The following is a 17766-nucleotide window of genomic DNA, read 5'->3' as shown; positions in this document are numbered from 1 at the left end:
GCCACCATACTATTTAACTAGTACAGCAGCATAGCATACCGCGGGGAAGCGTCAAAATAGCTCTAGGCGGGCGCAGCATGCAGCGCCCGTTCAGGTGACCAACAGTTACCCTCATCAATTCAATAACGTCTTTGCCATTCGGCATCCGTCAGCACCTTCGCTGGTCGATGCATGAAGTAACGATAAAACGCATCATAGGCCAGCACGTTCTTCACGTAAGAACGGGTTTCCGAGAACGGAATGCTTTCCACAAACGCCACGGCATCCACCCGGCCATCGCTATTACCTAACCAGGTATTCACCCGTGATGGGCCAGCGTTATAGGCCGCAGATGCAAGAATGCGGTTACGACCAAATTGCTGATACACCGACTCCAGATAGCTGGTGCCAATGGTGATATTGGTTTGCGGATCAAACAGCTGGCTCGGGCTGCTGTAGCCTGGGATGCCGAACAGATCCACCGTATGCTTCGCGGTGCGCGGCATGACCTGCATCAAACCTGAGGCCCCCACCGGCGACTGCGCTTTCGGGTTCCAGGCGCTCTCCTGGCGAGCAATCGCCATGGCATAGCTCGGCGTAATGCCTTTATCTTCGGTAGCACGACGGAATTCCTGCGGCCAGGCCATCGGGAAACGTTCTTCGAGATGATCCCACAGCTTGCCAACGATGGTCGCCTGTACGCTCAGATCGGCCCATTTCTGCTCAAAGGCATAGCGGGCCAGCGCTTCCTGCTCCGGGCGGCTGCGGCTAGCGACAAATGAGCTCCACTCGCTGCGCGCCAGGTTATCCATATTCCAGTACATCAGTTCACGCACCCGGGCAATCTCCGGGCCACTCACCAGATCGGCGCGCGGTTTTGCCGCCACGGCGACCATCACCGGATAAGCCACCTGCATTTTTTGCGCCGCCACCATCGGGTAGAAGCCGCGCTCGTTCATCAGGCTACGCAGTATCACTTCCCCTTCGCTGCGTTTACCTTCATCAATCATTTCACTGGCACGCCAGTAACGCCATTCGTCCTTGTTACGCGATTCCTCAGGCAGACGGGCCAGCCAGGTTTTCAGCCCCTGACGATCGCCCACGCCCAGCGCCATACGCACACGGCGCTCCAGCAAGGCCGGCTGTTGGCTGCGCAGGATCACCCGATCGCGCCATTGTGTCTGCTCAAAGGTGGCATCGTTGCCCATCAGCCGCCAGGCCACCTCTTCCTCCATTGCCAACTTCTCGCTTTCGCTCATTTTCTGCAGGCGGGCCAAGGTTGGGATCATGGCTCGGGCATTTTCTACGTCCTGGCGGGCCAGGCGGGCGAATACGATGCTGGTGGCCGAACGAGTAAAGTCTGTTGGGCCGACGCTACGGGCAAAGGCTTCCAGCGTAGTGGGATCGTTTTGCAACCGTACCAGCGCATCCCCCATGGTCTGATAATCGCTTGGCAGTTGGCGGTACAGGTAGTTCACCAGGCCGCTATTGCCCTCTTTCAGCGCCAGCTTCATCCGCGCCAGCGTGTTCAACGGCGTTTGCTTTCCAGCCGCCTGCCAGACGCTGAACAGCTTATCGCAGGAGCCAGGCAAGGTTTTACCGCTCATCCAGATATCATCGGCACCGGCCCAAGCCGCCTGCTGATCGCCGGTTGCCCACTTGGCGTAATAGAAATTACAGCGCGCCGCGACCGGTTTAGGCTCTTGCGGACTGAAGGCCAGCAGGGTAGTCCAGTCTTGACGGCTTGCCAGCTCGTTCACGAAACGGGCAGAGAGCGATTTTGCGGGTGGCAAAGTAGGATGCAACCGCAAAAACTGCTGGACCTGAGTCGCACTGGCCGTACTGAGATCCTGCGTCAACTGGCGATATTCCAGATAAGGGTACAGGGGGTAATCCTGCAGCGTTGGCATCAACTGCGCCACCACGTCCATCTGTTTACTGTCCCAGGCCTGCTTGATTTGCAGATAACGCTGGCGCTCACCATCCAAGGAGTCTGCCAATGTTGCACCAGAAAATGCCGTCAGGCACAAGCCCACAGCCCAAAGCCGCCATTTGTCCACCTTGACCATACTTACTCTTTCCTCGCTGGGTTAACTTGCCAGAACCGATCCTCCCCGCTGCCGCGCCGCGTCAGCGGCCAACGGGCCAGTGGATCCTGCTCTGCGAGTGTCTCACGCCCCACCGTGGGAAGTCACGCCGGGAACAAAACCGTGCCGCCACCATGGGCTGGCATCAGGTATTAATCATAGACAGCAAAAACGCGTATCCATTCATTACTTTATGACAAGTTTATCAGCGTTGATGAAAACCATGCTGCCTGGCGATTGCGTCAGGCAGAACAGCGGGACGGCGTTTTGAAAAATCACGGGGTTATGGGCAATTTTTTCATCACACAATAACCTCGGTGTTCTATAGTTTTCTATGCAGGTGAGAATCTTCTGATGCAAAAATGAAATTACAGGGCATTAATAGAGAAACATTTCAATATTAAACAAAATAATTCCCATCACTTTATTTTTATTCTGTCAGATCAAAAACACAAGGTTGCGATTATTTACTATCACGCGGCAGATAATTGGCCATCACCAACTGAAATTATTACCATTCGCATCTGTGTGACAGACAACAATGGAATATCACCCCGGCAAAAGGGCTGCCGCCTCCGATGGGGACTTAGATTCGAATGACGTTAAGGAGAAGCATTCAATGCCAAAACATTCCCCTACTGAATACCAAGAGCCGCCCAAGCCGGAAAAAGCCTGGTATCAATATGATATTGAACAAACGCTTCAGCATTTGAACGGCCAGCAACAAGGTCTGAGCGAACAGGAAGCTGCCGAGCGGCTGAAGAAGTTTGGCCCCAACGCCCTGCCGGAGCAGGCTGGCAAAGGCGCCTTTATGCGCTTTATTGCCCACTTTAACGATGTGCTTATTTATATTCTGCTGGCCGCCGCCTTCCTCAAAGCCATAATGGGGCATTGGATCGATACGGTGGTTATTCTCGGTGTGGCCGTGATCAATGCCCTTATCGGATTTGTGCAGGAAAACAGCGCAGAGAAATCGCTGAAAGGCATTAAGAATATGCTTTCCAGCCAGGCCATTGTGGTGCGTGACGGCATTAACCACACCCTGAATGCGGTAGATTTGGTGCCAGGAGATATCGTGTTATTGCGCCCTGGCGATAAAATTCCCGCCGACCTGCGGTTACTGGAATCTCACAACCTTCAGGTTGAAGAGGCCATCTTGACCGGCGAATCTACCGTGGTTGCGAAACAAACCGACGCCATCCCTGATGAAGTGATGATTGGCGATCGCACCAACCTGTTGTTCTCCGGAACCACCATCAGCGCCGGAAATGCCAAGGGCGTGGTTATCGCGACCGGCGGCTATACCGAACTCGGTCACATCAGCGAGATGATTTCAACCGTTAAGACCCAGCGCACCCCATTACTGCAACAGATGGATCGTTTGGGCAAAAACATCTTCATCCTGATCCTGGTAATGATGGTATTGCTGTTCGTGTTTGCCTTTACGATGCGTGATATGCCGCTCGGTGAACTGCTGGTGGCGTTGATCAGCCTGGCGGTGGCCTCGGTGCCCGAAGGTCTGCCAGCCATCATTTCCATTATCCTGTCCCTGGGCGTGCAGTCGATGGCACGTAGCCGGGCGATTATCCGCAAGCTGCCTACGGTGGAAACCTTAGGCTCGATGACGGTTGTCTGCTCGGACAAGACCGGCACGCTGACCATGAACGAAATGACGGCAAAAAACGTCATCATGGCCGACCATACCTACCGTGTGGAAGGGGAAAGTTATGAACCGGTTGGCGGCATTTTCTTCGCCGACAGCAACAAACCCGCGCAAGTTCAAGATATCCCGCCTTTGGCGCAGTTCATTACCGCGATCGCCCTGTGTAACGACAGCCAGGTAAAGCAGGATGACAGCGGCCGCTGGGCGATCACCGGCAGCCCGACGGAAGGCGCACTGAAAGTGCTGGCGATGAAGGCCGGATTAGAGACAGGTGAAGCTCGCCAACTGGCTAAAATCCCGTTCGACTCCAGTTACAAATATATGGCGGTACGTAGCCAGGTCGCAGGCAAGAATCAGGTGTTCCTTACCGGGGCACCCGATGTACTGTTCTCACTGTGCGAATTCGAACTCACCGATTCTGGCATCAACCCCTTCCGCCGCAGCTACTGGGAAGCGGAGATGTCACGCTTTGCCGAACAAGGTTTACGTATGGTGGCCGCCGCCAGTAAAACCACGCCAGACGGCGAAGTGGAGCTGGATCACAGCGATATCCGTCAGCAGATGGTGTTGATCGGCATCGCTGGCGTGATGGATCCACCGCGTCCTGAAGCGGTCGCCGCCATCGCCGAATGCCAGCAAGCGGGGATCCGCGTGAAGATGATCACCGGCGACCACCAGAAAACGGCCATGGCCATCGGTGCCATGCTGGGTATTGGTAACAGCCAGGATTCCATCACCGGCTCCCAGCTGGAACATATGGATGACCAGGCGTTGGCTGAGGCCGCCGTGCGTTACGATATCTTTGCCCGTACCAGCCCGGAACATAAGCTGCGTCTGGTGAAAGCGCTGCAGGATAAAGGCGGTGTGGTGGGGATGACCGGCGACGGCGTCAACGATGCGCCAGCGTTGAAACAGGCTGACGTGGGTATCGCCATGGGGATCAAAGGCACCGAGGTTACTAAAGAAGCTGCCGATATGGTGTTGACCGACGATAACTTCGCCACCATCGCCAGCGCGGTAAAAGAAGGCCGCCGCGTTTACGATAACCTGAAGAAAACCATCCTGTTCGTCCTGCCGACCAACCTGGCACAGGGCCTGCTGATCATCATTGCCATTCTGGCCGGTGCCATGCTGCCGCTGACGCCCATCCAGATCCTGTGGATGAACATGGCCACCTCCACCACCCTGTCCTTTGGTCTGGCCTACGAACCCGCCGAAAAAGGGCTGATGTACCGTAAACCGAGGGTGCCGGGCAGCAATGTGTTGGATCTGCATGCTATCTGGCGCATCGGCTTCGTCGGCGTGCTGATCGCTATCAGCGCCTTCGCACTGGAAGCCTGGATGGCACCACGCGGCTACAGCAGCGAGCTGATCCGCACCGTACTGCTGCAAACCCTGGTCACCGCACAATGGGTTTACATGTTCAACTGCCGCACCGCAGACCGCTTCCCGCTCAACCGCCAGCTGTTCCTCAATAAGGGCCTGTGGTTGGTGAGTGGTGTACTGTTACTGCTGCAGATGGCCATCATTTATCTGCCGTTTATGAACTCGCTATTTGGCACCGCGCCGCTGCCGCTATTTTATTGGGGCGTGACGCTGATGATAGCCATTGCGCTATTCCTGATTGTGGAAGTGGAAAAATGGGCGATTAACAGCATCAAAGCGAGCCAAAAAACGCTATTATAAGCACGTAAGGACACGTAATTTTCACTGAAATACCTGGCAAATCCTGTCAGGTATTTTGTAATGTCAAAAAAGCCTAGGAAAAATCTCATAAAACCGAGCATAAAGCGCACAACAAACTGCTCTTATAATACAATCCGCCCCCAAGATGGTCAGGTTATGCTTTTTGGGTAGTGCGATTGATTGTACGTGGTAAAGTTTTTCCCTTTTCGACTAGGCTCAATTATTTAGTATCAGACTGCCGCGCCACCAAGCCGGCCGTAGGCAGGAATGGCGAATGAAGATGTCGATAAAGGCCAGAGAGTTGGCTGCCAGGACACTGGGTTTATGTAGCAACCCGATCCGATCGCGTCGCATGTTACCGATCTTGCTGCTGGCTATGTTGACGTTTCCCAGCCTGGCCGGGGCTGATACGCAAGATCCCTACCAAAAACGCATTCATACCGTCACCACCGTGGTGGTGGGGATTATCAGCTATGCTCGCTGGCCCGCTAAACCTGATCCGATCCGCTTGTGCGTGACTGCGCCTGTCCAGTATGCCGAAGGTCTGTTCGACCCGATATTGCTGACGGCACCGCAGCCCATCAAAACCCTGCGGATCGAGATAGATAACCCGCAGTTGGCAACTAGCTGCGATGTGGTGTACTTGGGCGACGTTAATGCCGCTCAGAAACAAGATTTTTTCCACAGGATCTCCGGTCACTCGATCCTCAGCATCAGCGAAAAGGATATGGAATGTGCTGTTGGCAGTGCCTTTTGTTTGCAAATCAGCAACGATCAGGCAGGTTTTAAAGTGAACCTGGACTCACTGGCGCGCAGTGGCGTGCGTGTTCACCCTAACGTGCTGCAGTTGGCGCGAAAAAAGGGGCCGCCACAATGAAACTGTTAGGTCACAAAGGTTCGAGCACATCTCGCCCGACGCTGGGCCAGGTGTTGCAACGGATGAACCTGGGGTTGGCACTGATCGCCGTCAGCACCGCAGGGATCTTCCTGACGTTGCTGGCGCTGTTTGCTCTGCGAGCCTACGCCAACCATAACCTGCATCTGATTGCCCGCTCGATCAGTTATACCGCTGAAGCTGCCGTGGTGTTTGAAGACCGCCCTGCCGCTCGCGAAGCGTTGATGCTGATCGCTTCCAACGAAGAAGTGTCGGAGGCCAAGATCCTGGATATGCAGGGGGTCGCCCTGGCCAGTTGGAATCACCCTGCGGATAGCCCATTGCATGGATTGGAACAGTTGGTGGCCCATTGGGTCTTGCCGGAAGCCGTGGTTTTGCCCATCGCCCGTGAAGGCAAACAGATCGGCCTGGTCTGGCTGACCGGCAACGGCAACAGCCTGCTGACATTCTTGCTGCGCGGCATGGTGGGCATGATTGCCTGCCTGATGCTCAGTACAATGTGCGCTCTGGTGCTTTCCCGCAGAATGCTCAGAGGGATCGTGACCCCATTGGACGATATCACCAACGTTGCCCATACGGTACGCCGCGATCGGACTTTCGAACTGCGAGTACCTTCTGCACCGATTGCCGAGTTGCACGAACTGAGCTGTGATTTTAACGGCCTGCTGGATGAAATCGAAGCCTGGCAACAGCACCTGCAACAAGAGAATGACGCATTAACTCACCAAGCCACCCACGACAGCCTGACCGGGTTGCCAAACCGGGCCTTCTTTGAAGCTCAGTTGGGCCGTGCGCTGGCAGAGCTCGACCCCGATGAAAAGCTGGCGGTACTGTTTATCGACGGCAATCGTTTCAAGGAGGTGAACGATAATCATGGCCATGCTGCCGGTGATACCGTCTTGATCACCATCGCAGAGCGCCTGCGTAGCAGGTTACGCAAGCACGATCTGGTCGCCCGGATGGGGGGTGATGAATTCGCCATCCTGCTGGCACCGCTCAAAGACACCAACGATGTGTTGCCGATTGCCGACATCATCATCGAGTGTATGCAACAACCCATTGTGTTACCCAACAAGGAAAGAGTGATCGCCGCACTGAGTATCGGCATCGCGTTTTACCCCGAACATGCCTCTACCACTCAGGAACTGCTACACGAAGCGGATGACGCAATGTACCGGGCAAAACACCTGTCCCACGGAGGCTGGCGGTTAGCTATGCGCAAATAGCGCCAGCACCGAGCCTCAAACAATCAAAAAGAGAAAAATCAATGTTACAGCAAAATTTTAAACGGTCTTTTTCCCTACTGGCATTAGTGTTTATCACCTTGCTCACGCTGGCAGGTTGCCAAAGCAAACCACAGGGGCTGACGGCGGAACAGATCGCCTTACTGCAGGCACAAGGGTTCAAACTGACCGATAACGGTTGGGAGTTTGGCTTTTCCGACAAGGTGCTGTTCGGTAACAACGTCGGTAAATTGAGCTCTCAGAGTACCGAGATTGTCGAGAAGATGGGCAAAGCGCTGAAGAGCGTAGACATCGTGCAATTCCGCCTGGACGGCCACACCGATAACTACGGCGAAGACAGCTACAACGACCAGCTCTCACTGCGCCGCGCCAACGCAGTGGCCGATGTCCTGGCCAGTGTCGGCATCCCGCGTGCCAACATAGAAACTCGCGGCATGGGTAAACGCCAACCGGTAGCCAGTAACGCCACCTCCAGCGGGCGTGCTGAAAACCGTCGCGTGGCGATCGTCGTCACCCCTTAAGAAACAGCAAAGTTCACCTAATGGTGAGCATTAGCAGTTATACTTGGCGATCGTCATAGGGGATCTGGGAACCGGTGCTGAAACGGGCTACACTCAGGCCGCCAGACATCCTATAAAAACTGATAGAGAGGCTCGGAGCAACGTGGCTCAATACGTCTATACCATGCACCGCGTCGGCAAAGTGGTTCCGCCGAAGCGTCATATTCTGAAAAACATTTCCTTGAGTTTCTTCCCTGGGGCCAAAATTGGCGTACTGGGCCTGAACGGTTCCGGTAAGTCTACCCTGCTGCGCATTATGGCCGGCATCGATACCGATATCGAAGGGGAAGCTCGCCCGCAGCCGGGCATCAAGATCGGCTATCTGCCACAGGAACCGCAGCTCAATATGGAGCACAGCGTTCGCGAATCGGTTGAAGAAGCGATGGCAGAAGTGGTCGGTGCCCTCAAGCGCCTTGATGAAGTGTACGCGCTGTACGCTGAAGAAGGGGCCGACTTCGACAAGCTGGCCGCTGAGCAGGGCCGCCTGGAAGAGATCATTCAGGCTCACGATGGTCACAACCTCAACACCCAGCTGGAGCGCGCCGCCGATGCACTGCGCCTGCCGGAGTGGGACGCAAAAATCGCCAACCTGTCCGGTGGTGAGCGCCGCCGCGTAGCGCTGTGCCGCCTGCTGCTGGAAAAACCAGACATGCTGCTGCTGGACGAACCGACCAACCACCTGGATGCCGAATCCGTGGCCTGGTTGGAACGCTTCCTGCACGACTTCGAAGGCACCGTGGTGGCAATCACCCACGACCGTTACTTCCTCGATAACGTGGCTGGCTGGATCCTGGAGCTGGACCGTGGCGAAGGCATTCCGTGGGAAGGTAACTACTCTTCCTGGCTGGAGCAGAAAGACGCTCGTCTGGCGCAAGAAGCCTCAACCGAAGCCGCTCGCCGCAAGTCGATCGAGAAAGAGCTGGAGTGGGTACGTCAGGGTGCCAAAGGCCGTCAGTCTAAAGGCAAAGCCCGTCTGGCACGCTTTGAAGAGCTTAACAGCACCGAATACCAGAAACGTAACGAAACCAACGAACTGTTTATCCCGCCTGGCACCCGCCTGGGCGATAAAGTGGTTGAAGTTAACAATCTGCGTAAATCCTACGGCGACCGCCTGCTGATCGAAGATCTCACCTTCGCGGTACCTAAGGGTGCCATCGTCGGCATCATCGGCCCGAACGGCGCGGGTAAATCCACGCTATTCCGCATGATGTCCGGCCAGGAACAGCCTGACTCCGGCAGCATCGTGCTGGGTGATACCGTCAAGCTGGCTTCGGTCGATCAGTTCCGCGACAGCATGGATAACGCCAAAACCGTATGGGAAGAAGTTTCCGGCGGTCAGGACATCATGCGCGTGGGCAACACCGAAATGCCAAGCCGTGCCTACGTTGGCCGCTTTAACTTCAAGGGCGTCGATCAGGGCAAACGCGTGGGCGAACTGTCCGGCGGTGAGCGTGGCCGTCTGCATCTGGCCAAGCTGCTGCAGGTTGGCGGCAACGTACTGCTGCTCGACGAACCAACCAACGACCTGGATATCGAAACCCTGCGCGCGCTGGAAAACGCCCTGCTGGAGTTCCCAGGCTGTGCGATGGTGATCTCGCACGACCGTTGGTTCCTCGACCGTATTGCCACCCACATTCTGGACTATCAGGATGAAGGCAAGGTGGAGTTCTTCGAAGGCAACTTTACCGAATACGAAGAGTACAAAAAGCGTACTCTGGGTGCCGATGCGCTGGAACCTCGTCGTATCAAGTACAAGAAAGTCACCAAGTAACATCCGGTTGGCTATCTATGCTCTCAAGCCCGCATTTTGCGGGCTTTTTGTTATCCCCAATCCAGAGCCTGTGCATAGTCCACAAATACCGGGTGCTGGATCACCACATCGATAAAACAGGCCAGCGCCGGAGAATTGAGTTTGCGGCTCGGGTAAACCAGATACAGTTCGTTGCCTTCGGCCTGCCACTGCGGCAACACTTCCACCAATTGCTTTTGCGCGACCACTTCGCGGCTGAGAAACGCGGGCAACAGCGTAATCCCCGCCCCCAAAATGGCGCATTCGCGCGCATATAGCAGATTATCGGTGGTATGCCGCAGCGGCAGCTGCCAACGGTAATACTCTTCACCCCGGCGCAAAATCCAGGCGGGCCAGGCACGGTGAGCGATGCAAAGATGCTGCTGCAACTGCTGCGGATGCAGCAATGGCGGGTGTTGGGCCAGATAGTCCGGTGCAGCCAACAAATAACGGGGAGCATGCCCCAGACGGCGGCCAATCAACGAGGAATCCTGCGGCCTGCCGGTACGCAATGCCGCATCAAACCCCTCCTGCACCATATCCACCATGGCATCCGACACTGACACCTCCAACGAGACATCCGGATACTGGCGCTGGAAATCCGCCGCCAGACGTGGAAGCAACGTTGCCCCCAGCCCGGCAGGCGTGGAGATGCGTAGGCGGCCACTGGGGTTATCGCGCAGCCGCTGCAAGGCCAGATCGGCCCGTTCGGCAGCAGAGAGCATCTCCTGACAATGTTCAAGATAGCGCTCACCGGCAAAGGTCAAATTTAACTGCCGGGTGGTGCGGTTGAGCAAGCGCAGGCCGAGCTTTTGTTCCAACTGGCTGACACGCTGGCTGACGCTGGATTTAGGCAGCCCGGCCCGTTTGGCTGCCGCAGTAAAACTGCCGCACTCCGCCACCAGCGCAAACAACGCCATATCCTGCAACTGCTTGAACATGATTGTTCACCTCATACGAACACTTAGTTAGTTATTGTCCATCTTATCACTCTACTCCTCAGGGTCTACACTGGGACTATTCATGCGAAGGAGCACAATTATGTTAATCAAAGCCATTGCCGTCGATCCGAAAAATCCAGCCGGTTTTATCGAGATCGCTCCAGAAAAACCCGCACCGGGTCAATACGATCTGCTGGTGGAAGTGAAAGCCGTTTCCGTTAACCCGGTCGATACCAAGGTTCATGCTGGCCTGCAAAAGAATGGTTTGCAGCAGCCACGTATTCTCGGCTGGGATGCCAGCGGCGTGGTGCTCGAAGTGGGCAGCAACGTTAGCGGGTTCAAACCCGGCGATGAGGTATGGTATGCCGGGGATATTACCCGTCCGGGCAGCAACAGCACCCATCAGCTGATTGACTCACGTATCGTGGCGCATAAACCGGCCAGCCAGGACTGGGCGCAAGCCGCCGCGATGCCGCTGACCGCACTCACCGCGTGGGAAGCCCTGTTTGAACATCTGAATATTCAGCATGCGGCTGCCGGTAAAACGCTGTTGATCATCGGCGGTGCCGGTGGCGTAGGCTCGCTAGCGATCCCCCTGGCGGCACAGCGTAGCAAGGTGAAAGTCATCGCTACGGCCTCTCGCCCGGAATCGGCCGCCTGGTGCCGCGAACGGGGTGCTGAACTGGTGGTGGACTACCGCGACCTGAAAGGCAACCTGGCTAAGGAAGGGATTGAGAGCGTGGATTATATCCTGTGCCTGAACGATACCGACGGCCACTGGCAAGCCATCAGCGATCTGATCGCCCCACTCGGCCATATCTGCACCATCGTCGAGAACAGCCAACCGCTGGATCAAAATGCGTTGAAGCTGAAAAGCGCGGCGCTGCATTGGGAATTTATGTTTACCCGCAGCATGTTCACCACGCCGGATATTGCCCAGCAAGGGGAGATCCTCAAGCAGGTGGCGCAGTTGCTTGATGCAGGCAAGCTGACCACCACGTTGAGCGAAACGCTACAGGGGCTGACGGTGGACACGTTGACCGCCGCGCATGCCAAGCTGTTGGATGGCCATATGCAGGGCAAGCTGGTGATAACTTACTAAGTTAGTGGGATTGTCGATTTGTCAGGTATCAATAAATTGCTATGACCCCCTCACCCCAACCCTCTCCCACAGGGAGAGGGTGCTGATGGCCTCTACTCGTTTGGAAGTGAAGAGAACATCTTGGCAAACTCGATTGCCTCCCCATCAAAGGTGAGTCACGACAATTTCAAACACACTCGATCGGTGCCCTCTCCCTGTGGGAGAGGGTTAGGGTGAGGGGCACTACATCGCCACTACACCGACATTTACCTGCCTAAAACGTCCCTAAAACTTCACCAAGCGGCTGGCATCCGCCGCCAGCAGTTGCTGCACCAGCTCGACACAGCGCAAGAAGCGTTCCTCGTAATCACTCGACTCTACGTGAGCATATTCGATGTTATTGGCGTGCAGCATCTCTTCCAACAAATACTGAAACGCCTTGCGATCGACCGGGCTACCCAAGCTGCGCAATCCGTCGGCCACCCAAGGGGTATTGTTCTCCAGCAGGATCACCAGATCGAAACGATACTCGTCGATCAACGCCTGAACGAACGGGTGCTCCCGCCCTTCATACTTTTTACAGAATGCCTGCGTGGTGACAAAGTCGGTGTCGATAAACGCCACTTTATTGGCGTATTTCACCGCAAAATCCACGTACTGGGCCTGCCCAAGCGCGATCTTGTCATAATCGGAATACTGCAACGCCATCTCGTCACCGCCCAGATGGGAGAAGACGTAGTCACGGCCATACTCCCAGGCGCTGGTGGTATTGAAGATGTTCGCCAGCTTGTTGACCAACGTTGACTTGCCGCTGGACTCCCCCCCCAGGATCGCCACAGTGCGCACAAAGAACGGCTTCACTTCGGTGGGAATGTAGTCCCAATAGCGGAACGGATCCTGACGGATCTGGCTGCCGCTGATATTCATAAAGGAGCGTTCCGGATCCACCAGGATGGTTTCAATCCCCAGATGTTCGCGGTAACGGGGGGCGTCCAACTCTTCACTGGAATAGATAAAGCTCGGGACGATACCCTTCTGCTCCATAAAACTCTTCATGCCGTTGCTCCACACGTCCCAGCCGTGCGGGTAAGGTTCGATGCCCTTTTCGTCGAAAGAGTGAATATGGATATTTTTCTGGTATTTAAAGGTCTGCAACAGCCAGCGCAGACGATCGCTGACCGTCGGCTGCTGTGACATTGAACTGTTCTCGAACAACAACAGATCGCGCGGCTCATCGTGGCACAGGATCACATGCAACTCGTCGACCTGGCTACAGGCGCGCTGGATCAGATAGATATGGCCGGTATGTAGCGGGTAAAATTTACCAAACACCACGCCGACTTTCTTCTCACGGCGTGGGAATTCCAGCCCCAGGAAACGGTGCAGGGCTTCCAGCTTCTGCGCGCTCGGGCTTTTGATTTTGTCGTTCAACAGCTGGCTGAGGTAGCCCTTGGTCATGCTACTGGCCTCAGCTACCTGCTGTAAGGTACATCCCTGTTGCTTAATCGCTGCCTTGAGGTAATCGAACTGCCGCATAAACCCTCCCGTTTATTATGCTAAACAAAATAGCATATTCCGCGCAGCGGGCGGCAATTAATAAAACTGTTCCAGCACGTCCAGCGCATCCGCCAGCTTCTTGACGCCGAACACCTGCATATTGGCTGGCGGTTTCTTCGGCACGTTGGCATGTGGCACGATCGCCCGCTTGAAACCGTGTTTGGCCGCTTCGGAAATACGCTCCTGGCCACTAGGCACCGGGCGGATCTCCCCCGCTAGCCCCACTTCACCAAACACCACCAGATCGTTGGGCAATGGGCGGTCACGCAGGCTGGAGACCAGGGCCAGCAACAGCGCCAGATCGGCACTGGTTTCACTAACCTTGACGCCGCCCACCACGTTGACAAAAACGTCCTGGTCGGACATCTGCAAGCCACCGTGACGATGCAGCACCGCCAGCAGGATCGCCAAACGGTTCTGTTCCAGGCCCACGGCAACGCGGCGTGGGTTAGACATCATCGAGTGATCCACCAGCGCCTGGATCTCAACCAGCAGCGGCCGGGTGCCTTCCCAGACCACCATCACCGAACTGCCGGAGGTCACTTCATCACCCCGGCTGAGGAAGATGGCGGAAGGGTTACTCACCTCACGCAGCCCCTGTTCGGTCATGGCGAACACTCCCAGCTCGTTGACCGCACCAAAACGGTTTTTATGGCTGCGCAGCGTACGAAAACGGGAATCGGCATCGCCATCCAGCAACACGGAACAGTCGATACAGTGTTCGAGGACTTTCGGCCCGGCCAGTGAACCATCTTTGGTGACGTGGCCAACCATCACAATCGCCACGCCGCGCGTTTTGGCAAAGCGGGTGAGATAGGCCGCCGTTTCGCGCACCTGTGCCACACTGCCTGGCGATGATTGGATATCCGCCATATGCATGACCTGGATCGAGTCGATCACCATCAGACGCGGCTGCTCCTGCTCGGCGATCAGGCAGATCTGCTCGATGCTGGTTTCTGACAGCATGTTCAGGCCGCCGGTGGGTAATCCAAGACGATGGGCACGCATCGCGACCTGTTGCAACGACTCTTCACCGGTGACGTACAGGGTTTTCATCTGCTCGGCGAGTTTGCACAGCACCTGCAACAGCAGCGTACTTTTCCCCGCGCCGGGGTTGCCGCCGATCAGGATCGCACTGCCTGGCACCACGCCGCCGCCCAGAACGCGGTCAAATTCAACAAAACCGGTAGAGAAACGCGGCAACTCTTGCAGACTGATGTCCGAAAGCTTCTGCACCTTGCTGATACCGGCATCGCCCGCATAGCCGCTTAAACGCTCGCTACGGGCAGCGGAAGAGGAAACTGAAGCCAGGCGCACTTCTGTAATGGTATTCCAGGCCTGGCAGGCGCTGCATTGCCCCTGCCAGCGGGGATAGTCAGCGCCGCATTCATTACAGACAAATGCCCGTTTTACTGCTTTTGCCACAACTTACCTCACATCGTGTTTCAAACTGCCGCAGAGCACGCAGAGCACTCCCAGGAGATCGGCATGGCGGATCGAGACCTGCGCCTTCTCATAAACCTTAGGCTTCGCGTGATAGGCAATACCCAGCCCGGCCACCTGCAGCATTTTCAAATCGTTGGCACCGTCGCCGATCGCCACGGTTTGCTGCGACGGGATCCCCAGCTTCTCTGCCAGAGCCACCAAAGTATCGGCCTTGAACTGCGCATCCACGATCGGCCCCAGCACCTCGCCAGTCAGTTTACCATCACGGATCTCCAGCTCATTGGCGGCCACTGCCACCAGCTTGAGTTTGTCACGCAGGTACTCGGCATAATAGGTAAAGCCACCGGAAGCAATGGCGACGTGCCAGTCCAGCGCCTGCAGTTTGCGCACCAGGCTGGTCAACCCTGGCATCAACGGCAATTCGTCACGCACCTGCTTGAGGATATTGGCATCGGCCCCTTTCAGCGTACCCACACGTTGGCGCAGGCTGGCGGTGAAATCGAGTTCGCCGCGCATCGCGCGTTCGGTCACTTCACTGACCAGCTCACCCACCCCGGCCAACTTGGCGATTTCGTCGATGCACTCGATCTGGATCGCCGTTGAGTCCATATCCATCACCAACAGGCCCGGCTTGCGCAGGTTGGGGATTTTGCCCAGTGGGGCAACGTCTAGCCCACTTTCGTTCGCCAGCAGTTTGGCGCGCGCAGTTAGCGTCCCCGCCAGGCGAACCACCTGATAATCTTCCACCGCCCAGGCCGTCACGATCACCATCGCGGCCCCCAGCTTGCGCTGGAACTGAGTAATACGCTCTTTATCCAGTTTTCTGCCATATAGTAGCCAACCGGTGTGGCCCGCCCGATAATCCAGCGGCATGACTTCGTCACCGCTCAACGAAAGGGGCAACCCCGGCCATTGAGAGATCTCAGCGGGGAGATCGCAATAGGTCAGACTATTTGGCATCCTTAACTCCTGAATAACACTGCATGATAAAACGACGCATCAAGCTATCCTATCGCCATTGCTTCTGGCAACATATTACCCTATGAATCTCTAGTTGACCGCTCTGGCGCATCCATGCGCTCGCGGTATTGGTACATCCCCGTACCACACAGCCAGGTGGTCAACTCATGAGTCCCGGATGACCGCCCTAAAGGAAGCCTAATGGCTAAAGCTAAACTGAAATTCCGCCTGCATCGCACCGCAATTATCCTGATTTGCCTGGCGTTGCTGGTGCTGTTGATGCAAGGTGCCTCCTATTTTAGCCTGAGCCACCAAATGGCGCGATCGGAACAGGTCGAAGAATTGGCGCAAACCTTGACCAAGCAGGTGGCTTTTAGCCTGACTCCGCTGATGGATGGCGACAGCGACATAGACAACCAGCAGGTGGAGCGCATTCTCACGCAGCTGACCGATCACAGCCGTATTCTGGACGCCAGCGTCTACCAGTTGGACGGCACCCTGATCGCCCATTCCGGCGAACAGATTAGCGTGCGCGATCGTCTGGCACTGGATGGCAAACGTGCGGGCAGCTACTTCAACCACCAACTCGTCGAGTCAATCCAGGGGAAAGATGGCCCGCTGGGCTTTATCCGCGTGACGCTGGATACCCACGTACTGGCTACCGAATCCAAACAGGTGGATAACACCACCAACCTGCTGCGCCTGATGATCCTGCTGGCGCTGGCCATCGGCATTATTCTGGCCCGTACCCTGTTGCAAGGCCGCCGCAGCCGCTGGCAGCAGTCGCCGTACCTGCTAACCGCCAACACACCGCTGGCAGAAGGTAACACGGTAGACGATGGTGATGACGAGAAACCGGCAGAGCAGGAAGAAACGAAGAAAAGCTGATGGCATTCTGAGATTGATGCCAAAGCGGCAATGTTGCTGAATCTCATGCTCGACCGTAGAGCGTTGCATGCTGCGCCCGTTCAGATGCCCCATGAATTGGCAACGTAGCGAGTCGGCTGGTGAATAGAATCTAAAAGCAGTAACCATCTGAAATAAAACAAATATCAGTATTATTTTACGGCAAGATGAATAGATTCGTGAATAGATAAAATGGGGCGCAGCGTGCTGCGCCCGCGAGGTGATTACGCTTTGTCGCCCAGCAGGACAGATTCCAGCGCGATAACGATCATCTCGTTAAAGGTAGTCTGACGCTCGGCAGCGGTGGTCTGCTCGTGACGCAGGATATGGTCGGAAACGGTGCAGATGGTCAACGCCGTGCTACCGAACTCTTCATACAGCTCTGCGGCCACGCCGTAGATGCCTGCCGCTTCCATCTCTACGCCCAGGATGCCGTACTTCTTCATCACCTGGAACATATCCGGATCTGGCGTGTAGAACAGATCGGCGGAAAAGATATTACCCACACGTGCCGGGATGCCCTGCGCAGCTGCAGCATCTACCGCATTACGCACCATGTCAAAATCCGCAATGGCCGCATAGTCGTGGCCTTTGAAGCGCATACGGTTAACCTGGGAATCGGTACAAGCTCCCATGCCGATCACCACATCACGCAGTTTGACGTCATCACGCACCGCGCCACAAGAGCCAACACGGATGATTTTCTTCACGCCGAACTCGGCAATCAGTTCACGCGCATAGATAGAACAGGATGGGATGCCCATGCCGTGGCCCATTACCGAGATTTTACGACCTTTGTAGGTGCCGGTGAAACCCAACATGCCACGCACGTTGTTCACTTCTACCGCGCCTTCCAGGAAGGTTTCTGCGATGTATTTTGCCCGCAGCGGATCCCCCGGCATCAGCACTACGTCAGCGAAATCACCCATCTCAGCATTAATATGTGGCGTAGCCATAGTCTATCCCTCAATT

The 17766-nt window shown here is 55.9% G+C and carries 13 protein-coding genes; 7 read left to right on the top strand and 6 right to left on the bottom strand.

Annotated elements, in window-relative coordinates; all coding sequences use genetic code 11:
* Positions 1-119: 119 nt before the first annotated feature.
* Positions 120-2039, bottom strand: a complete 1920-nt coding sequence (sltY, locus tag ABIE29_RS01935; RefSeq protein ID WP_429616730.1) for a murein transglycosylase — start codon at positions 2037-2039, stop codon at positions 120-122.
* A 646-nt stretch (positions 2040-2685) separates the two neighbouring features.
* Here sltY and ABIE29_RS01930 point away from each other — a divergent pair.
* The 5 genes from ABIE29_RS01930 (at position 2686) to ettA (ending at position 9885) form a co-directional block, all read left to right on the top strand.
* Positions 2686-5415: a cation-transporting P-type ATPase gene (locus ABIE29_RS01930; protein WP_429616587.1), complete on the top strand. Its 2730-nt coding sequence runs from the start codon at positions 2686-2688 to the stop codon at positions 5413-5415.
* Positions 5416-5689: 274 nt separating this feature from the next.
* The gene (locus ABIE29_RS01925; RefSeq protein WP_429616586.1) at positions 5690-6292 is read left to right on the top strand and encodes a YfiR family protein; all 603 of its coding nucleotides are present in this window, start codon (positions 5690-5692) and stop codon (positions 6290-6292) included.
* Positions 6289-7536, top strand: coding sequence for a diguanylate cyclase domain-containing protein (locus ABIE29_RS01920; protein WP_429616585.1), 1248 nt, complete (start codon positions 6289-6291; stop codon positions 7534-7536). Before ABIE29_RS01925 ends, ABIE29_RS01920 begins: the two co-directional genes overlap by 4 nt.
* Before the next feature lie 41 nt (positions 7537-7577).
* The gene (locus ABIE29_RS01915; protein ID WP_429616584.1) at positions 7578-8075 is read left to right on the top strand and encodes an OmpA family protein; all 498 of its coding nucleotides are present in this window, start codon (positions 7578-7580) and stop codon (positions 8073-8075) included.
* A gap of 142 nt (positions 8076-8217) precedes the next feature.
* Positions 8218-9885 carry an energy-dependent translational throttle protein EttA gene (gene ettA, locus ABIE29_RS01910; RefSeq protein WP_248943938.1) on the top strand — a complete coding sequence of 556 codons (1668 nt, stop codon included), beginning with the start codon at positions 8218-8220 and terminating at the stop codon, positions 9883-9885.
* Positions 9886-9935: 50 nt separating this feature from the next.
* Here the strand turns inward: ettA and ABIE29_RS01905 are convergent, their stop codons facing one another.
* Positions 9936-10844, bottom strand: a complete 909-nt coding sequence (locus ABIE29_RS01905; protein WP_029710777.1) for a LysR family transcriptional regulator — start codon at positions 10842-10844, stop codon at positions 9936-9938.
* 100 nt (positions 10845-10944) lie between these two features.
* Here ABIE29_RS01905 and ABIE29_RS01900 point away from each other — a divergent pair, with 100 nt between their 5' ends.
* Positions 10945-11946, top strand: coding sequence for a zinc-binding alcohol dehydrogenase family protein (locus ABIE29_RS01900; protein WP_429616583.1), 1002 nt, complete (start codon positions 10945-10947; stop codon positions 11944-11946).
* A 264-nt stretch (positions 11947-12210) separates the two neighbouring features.
* Here ABIE29_RS01900 and nadR read toward each other — a convergent pair whose 3' ends face one another.
* From nadR to serB, 3 genes are read right to left on the bottom strand one after another with little or no spacing between them, the layout of a single operon-like run.
* A complete protein-coding gene (gene nadR, locus ABIE29_RS01895) occupies positions 12211-13461 on the bottom strand; it encodes a multifunctional transcriptional regulator/nicotinamide-nucleotide adenylyltransferase/ribosylnicotinamide kinase NadR (protein ID WP_429616582.1) in 1251 nt (416 codons plus the stop codon).
* Between the two features lie 57 nt (positions 13462-13518).
* The gene (gene radA / locus ABIE29_RS01890) at positions 13519-14907 is read right to left on the bottom strand and encodes a DNA repair protein RadA (protein ID WP_021179226.1); all 1389 of its coding nucleotides are present in this window, start codon (positions 14905-14907) and stop codon (positions 13519-13521) included.
* Positions 14908-14910: 3 nt separating this feature from the next.
* Entirely contained in the window at positions 14911-15888 is a 978-nt protein-coding gene (serB, locus tag ABIE29_RS01885) for a phosphoserine phosphatase (protein ID WP_429616581.1), read from the bottom strand.
* A 201-nt stretch (positions 15889-16089) separates the two neighbouring features.
* Between serB and ABIE29_RS01880 the strand changes: the two genes are divergently transcribed.
* Entirely contained in the window at positions 16090-16776 is a 687-nt protein-coding gene (locus ABIE29_RS01880) for a YtjB family periplasmic protein (protein WP_024527233.1), read from the top strand.
* A gap of 242 nt (positions 16777-17018) precedes the next feature.
* Here the strand turns inward: ABIE29_RS01880 and deoD are convergent, their stop codons facing one another.
* On the bottom strand, positions 17019-17750 hold the full coding sequence (gene deoD, locus ABIE29_RS01875) for a purine-nucleoside phosphorylase (RefSeq protein WP_021179222.1): 732 nt from the start codon (positions 17748-17750) through the stop codon (positions 17019-17021).
* Between the last annotated feature and the right edge of the window lie 16 nt (positions 17751-17766).

Source organism: Serratia sp. 2723, assembly GCF_050434425.1.
In the GTDB taxonomy this organism is placed as follows: Bacteria; Pseudomonadota; Gammaproteobacteria; order Enterobacterales; family Enterobacteriaceae; genus Chania.
The sequence above is the reverse complement of the archived record's forward strand: the minus strand, read 5'-3'. Positions and strand labels throughout refer to the sequence as shown.

Bases quoted from the DNA above. Each gene is read 5' to 3' on its own strand.
- ABIE29_RS01930 (WP_429616587.1), top strand. From the start codon at position 2,686: ATGCCAAAACATTCCCCTACTGAATACCAAGAGCCGCCCAAGCCGGAA.
- ABIE29_RS01925 (WP_429616586.1), top strand. From the start codon at position 5,690: ATGAAGATGTCGATAAAGGCCAGAGAGTTGGCTGCCAGGACACTGGGT.
- ABIE29_RS01920 (WP_429616585.1), top strand. From the start codon at position 6,289: ATGAAACTGTTAGGTCACAAAGGTTCGAGCACATCTCGCCCGACGCTG.
- ABIE29_RS01915 (WP_429616584.1), top strand. From the start codon at position 7,578: ATGTTACAGCAAAATTTTAAACGGTCTTTTTCCCTACTGGCATTAGTG.
- ABIE29_RS01905 (WP_029710777.1), bottom strand. From the start codon at position 10,844: ATGTTCAAGCAGTTGCAGGATATGGCGTTGTTTGCGCTGGTGGCGGAG.
- ABIE29_RS01900 (WP_429616583.1), top strand. From the start codon at position 10,945: ATGTTAATCAAAGCCATTGCCGTCGATCCGAAAAATCCAGCCGGTTTT.
- nadR (WP_429616582.1), bottom strand. From the start codon at position 13,461: ATGCGGCAGTTCGATTACCTCAAGGCAGCGATTAAGCAACAGGGATGT.
- serB (WP_429616581.1), bottom strand. From the start codon at position 15,888: ATGCCAAATAGTCTGACCTATTGCGATCTCCCCGCTGAGATCTCTCAA.
- ABIE29_RS01880 (WP_024527233.1), top strand. From the start codon at position 16,090: ATGGCTAAAGCTAAACTGAAATTCCGCCTGCATCGCACCGCAATTATC.
- deoD (WP_021179222.1), bottom strand. From the start codon at position 17,750: ATGGCTACGCCACATATTAATGCTGAGATGGGTGATTTCGCTGACGTA.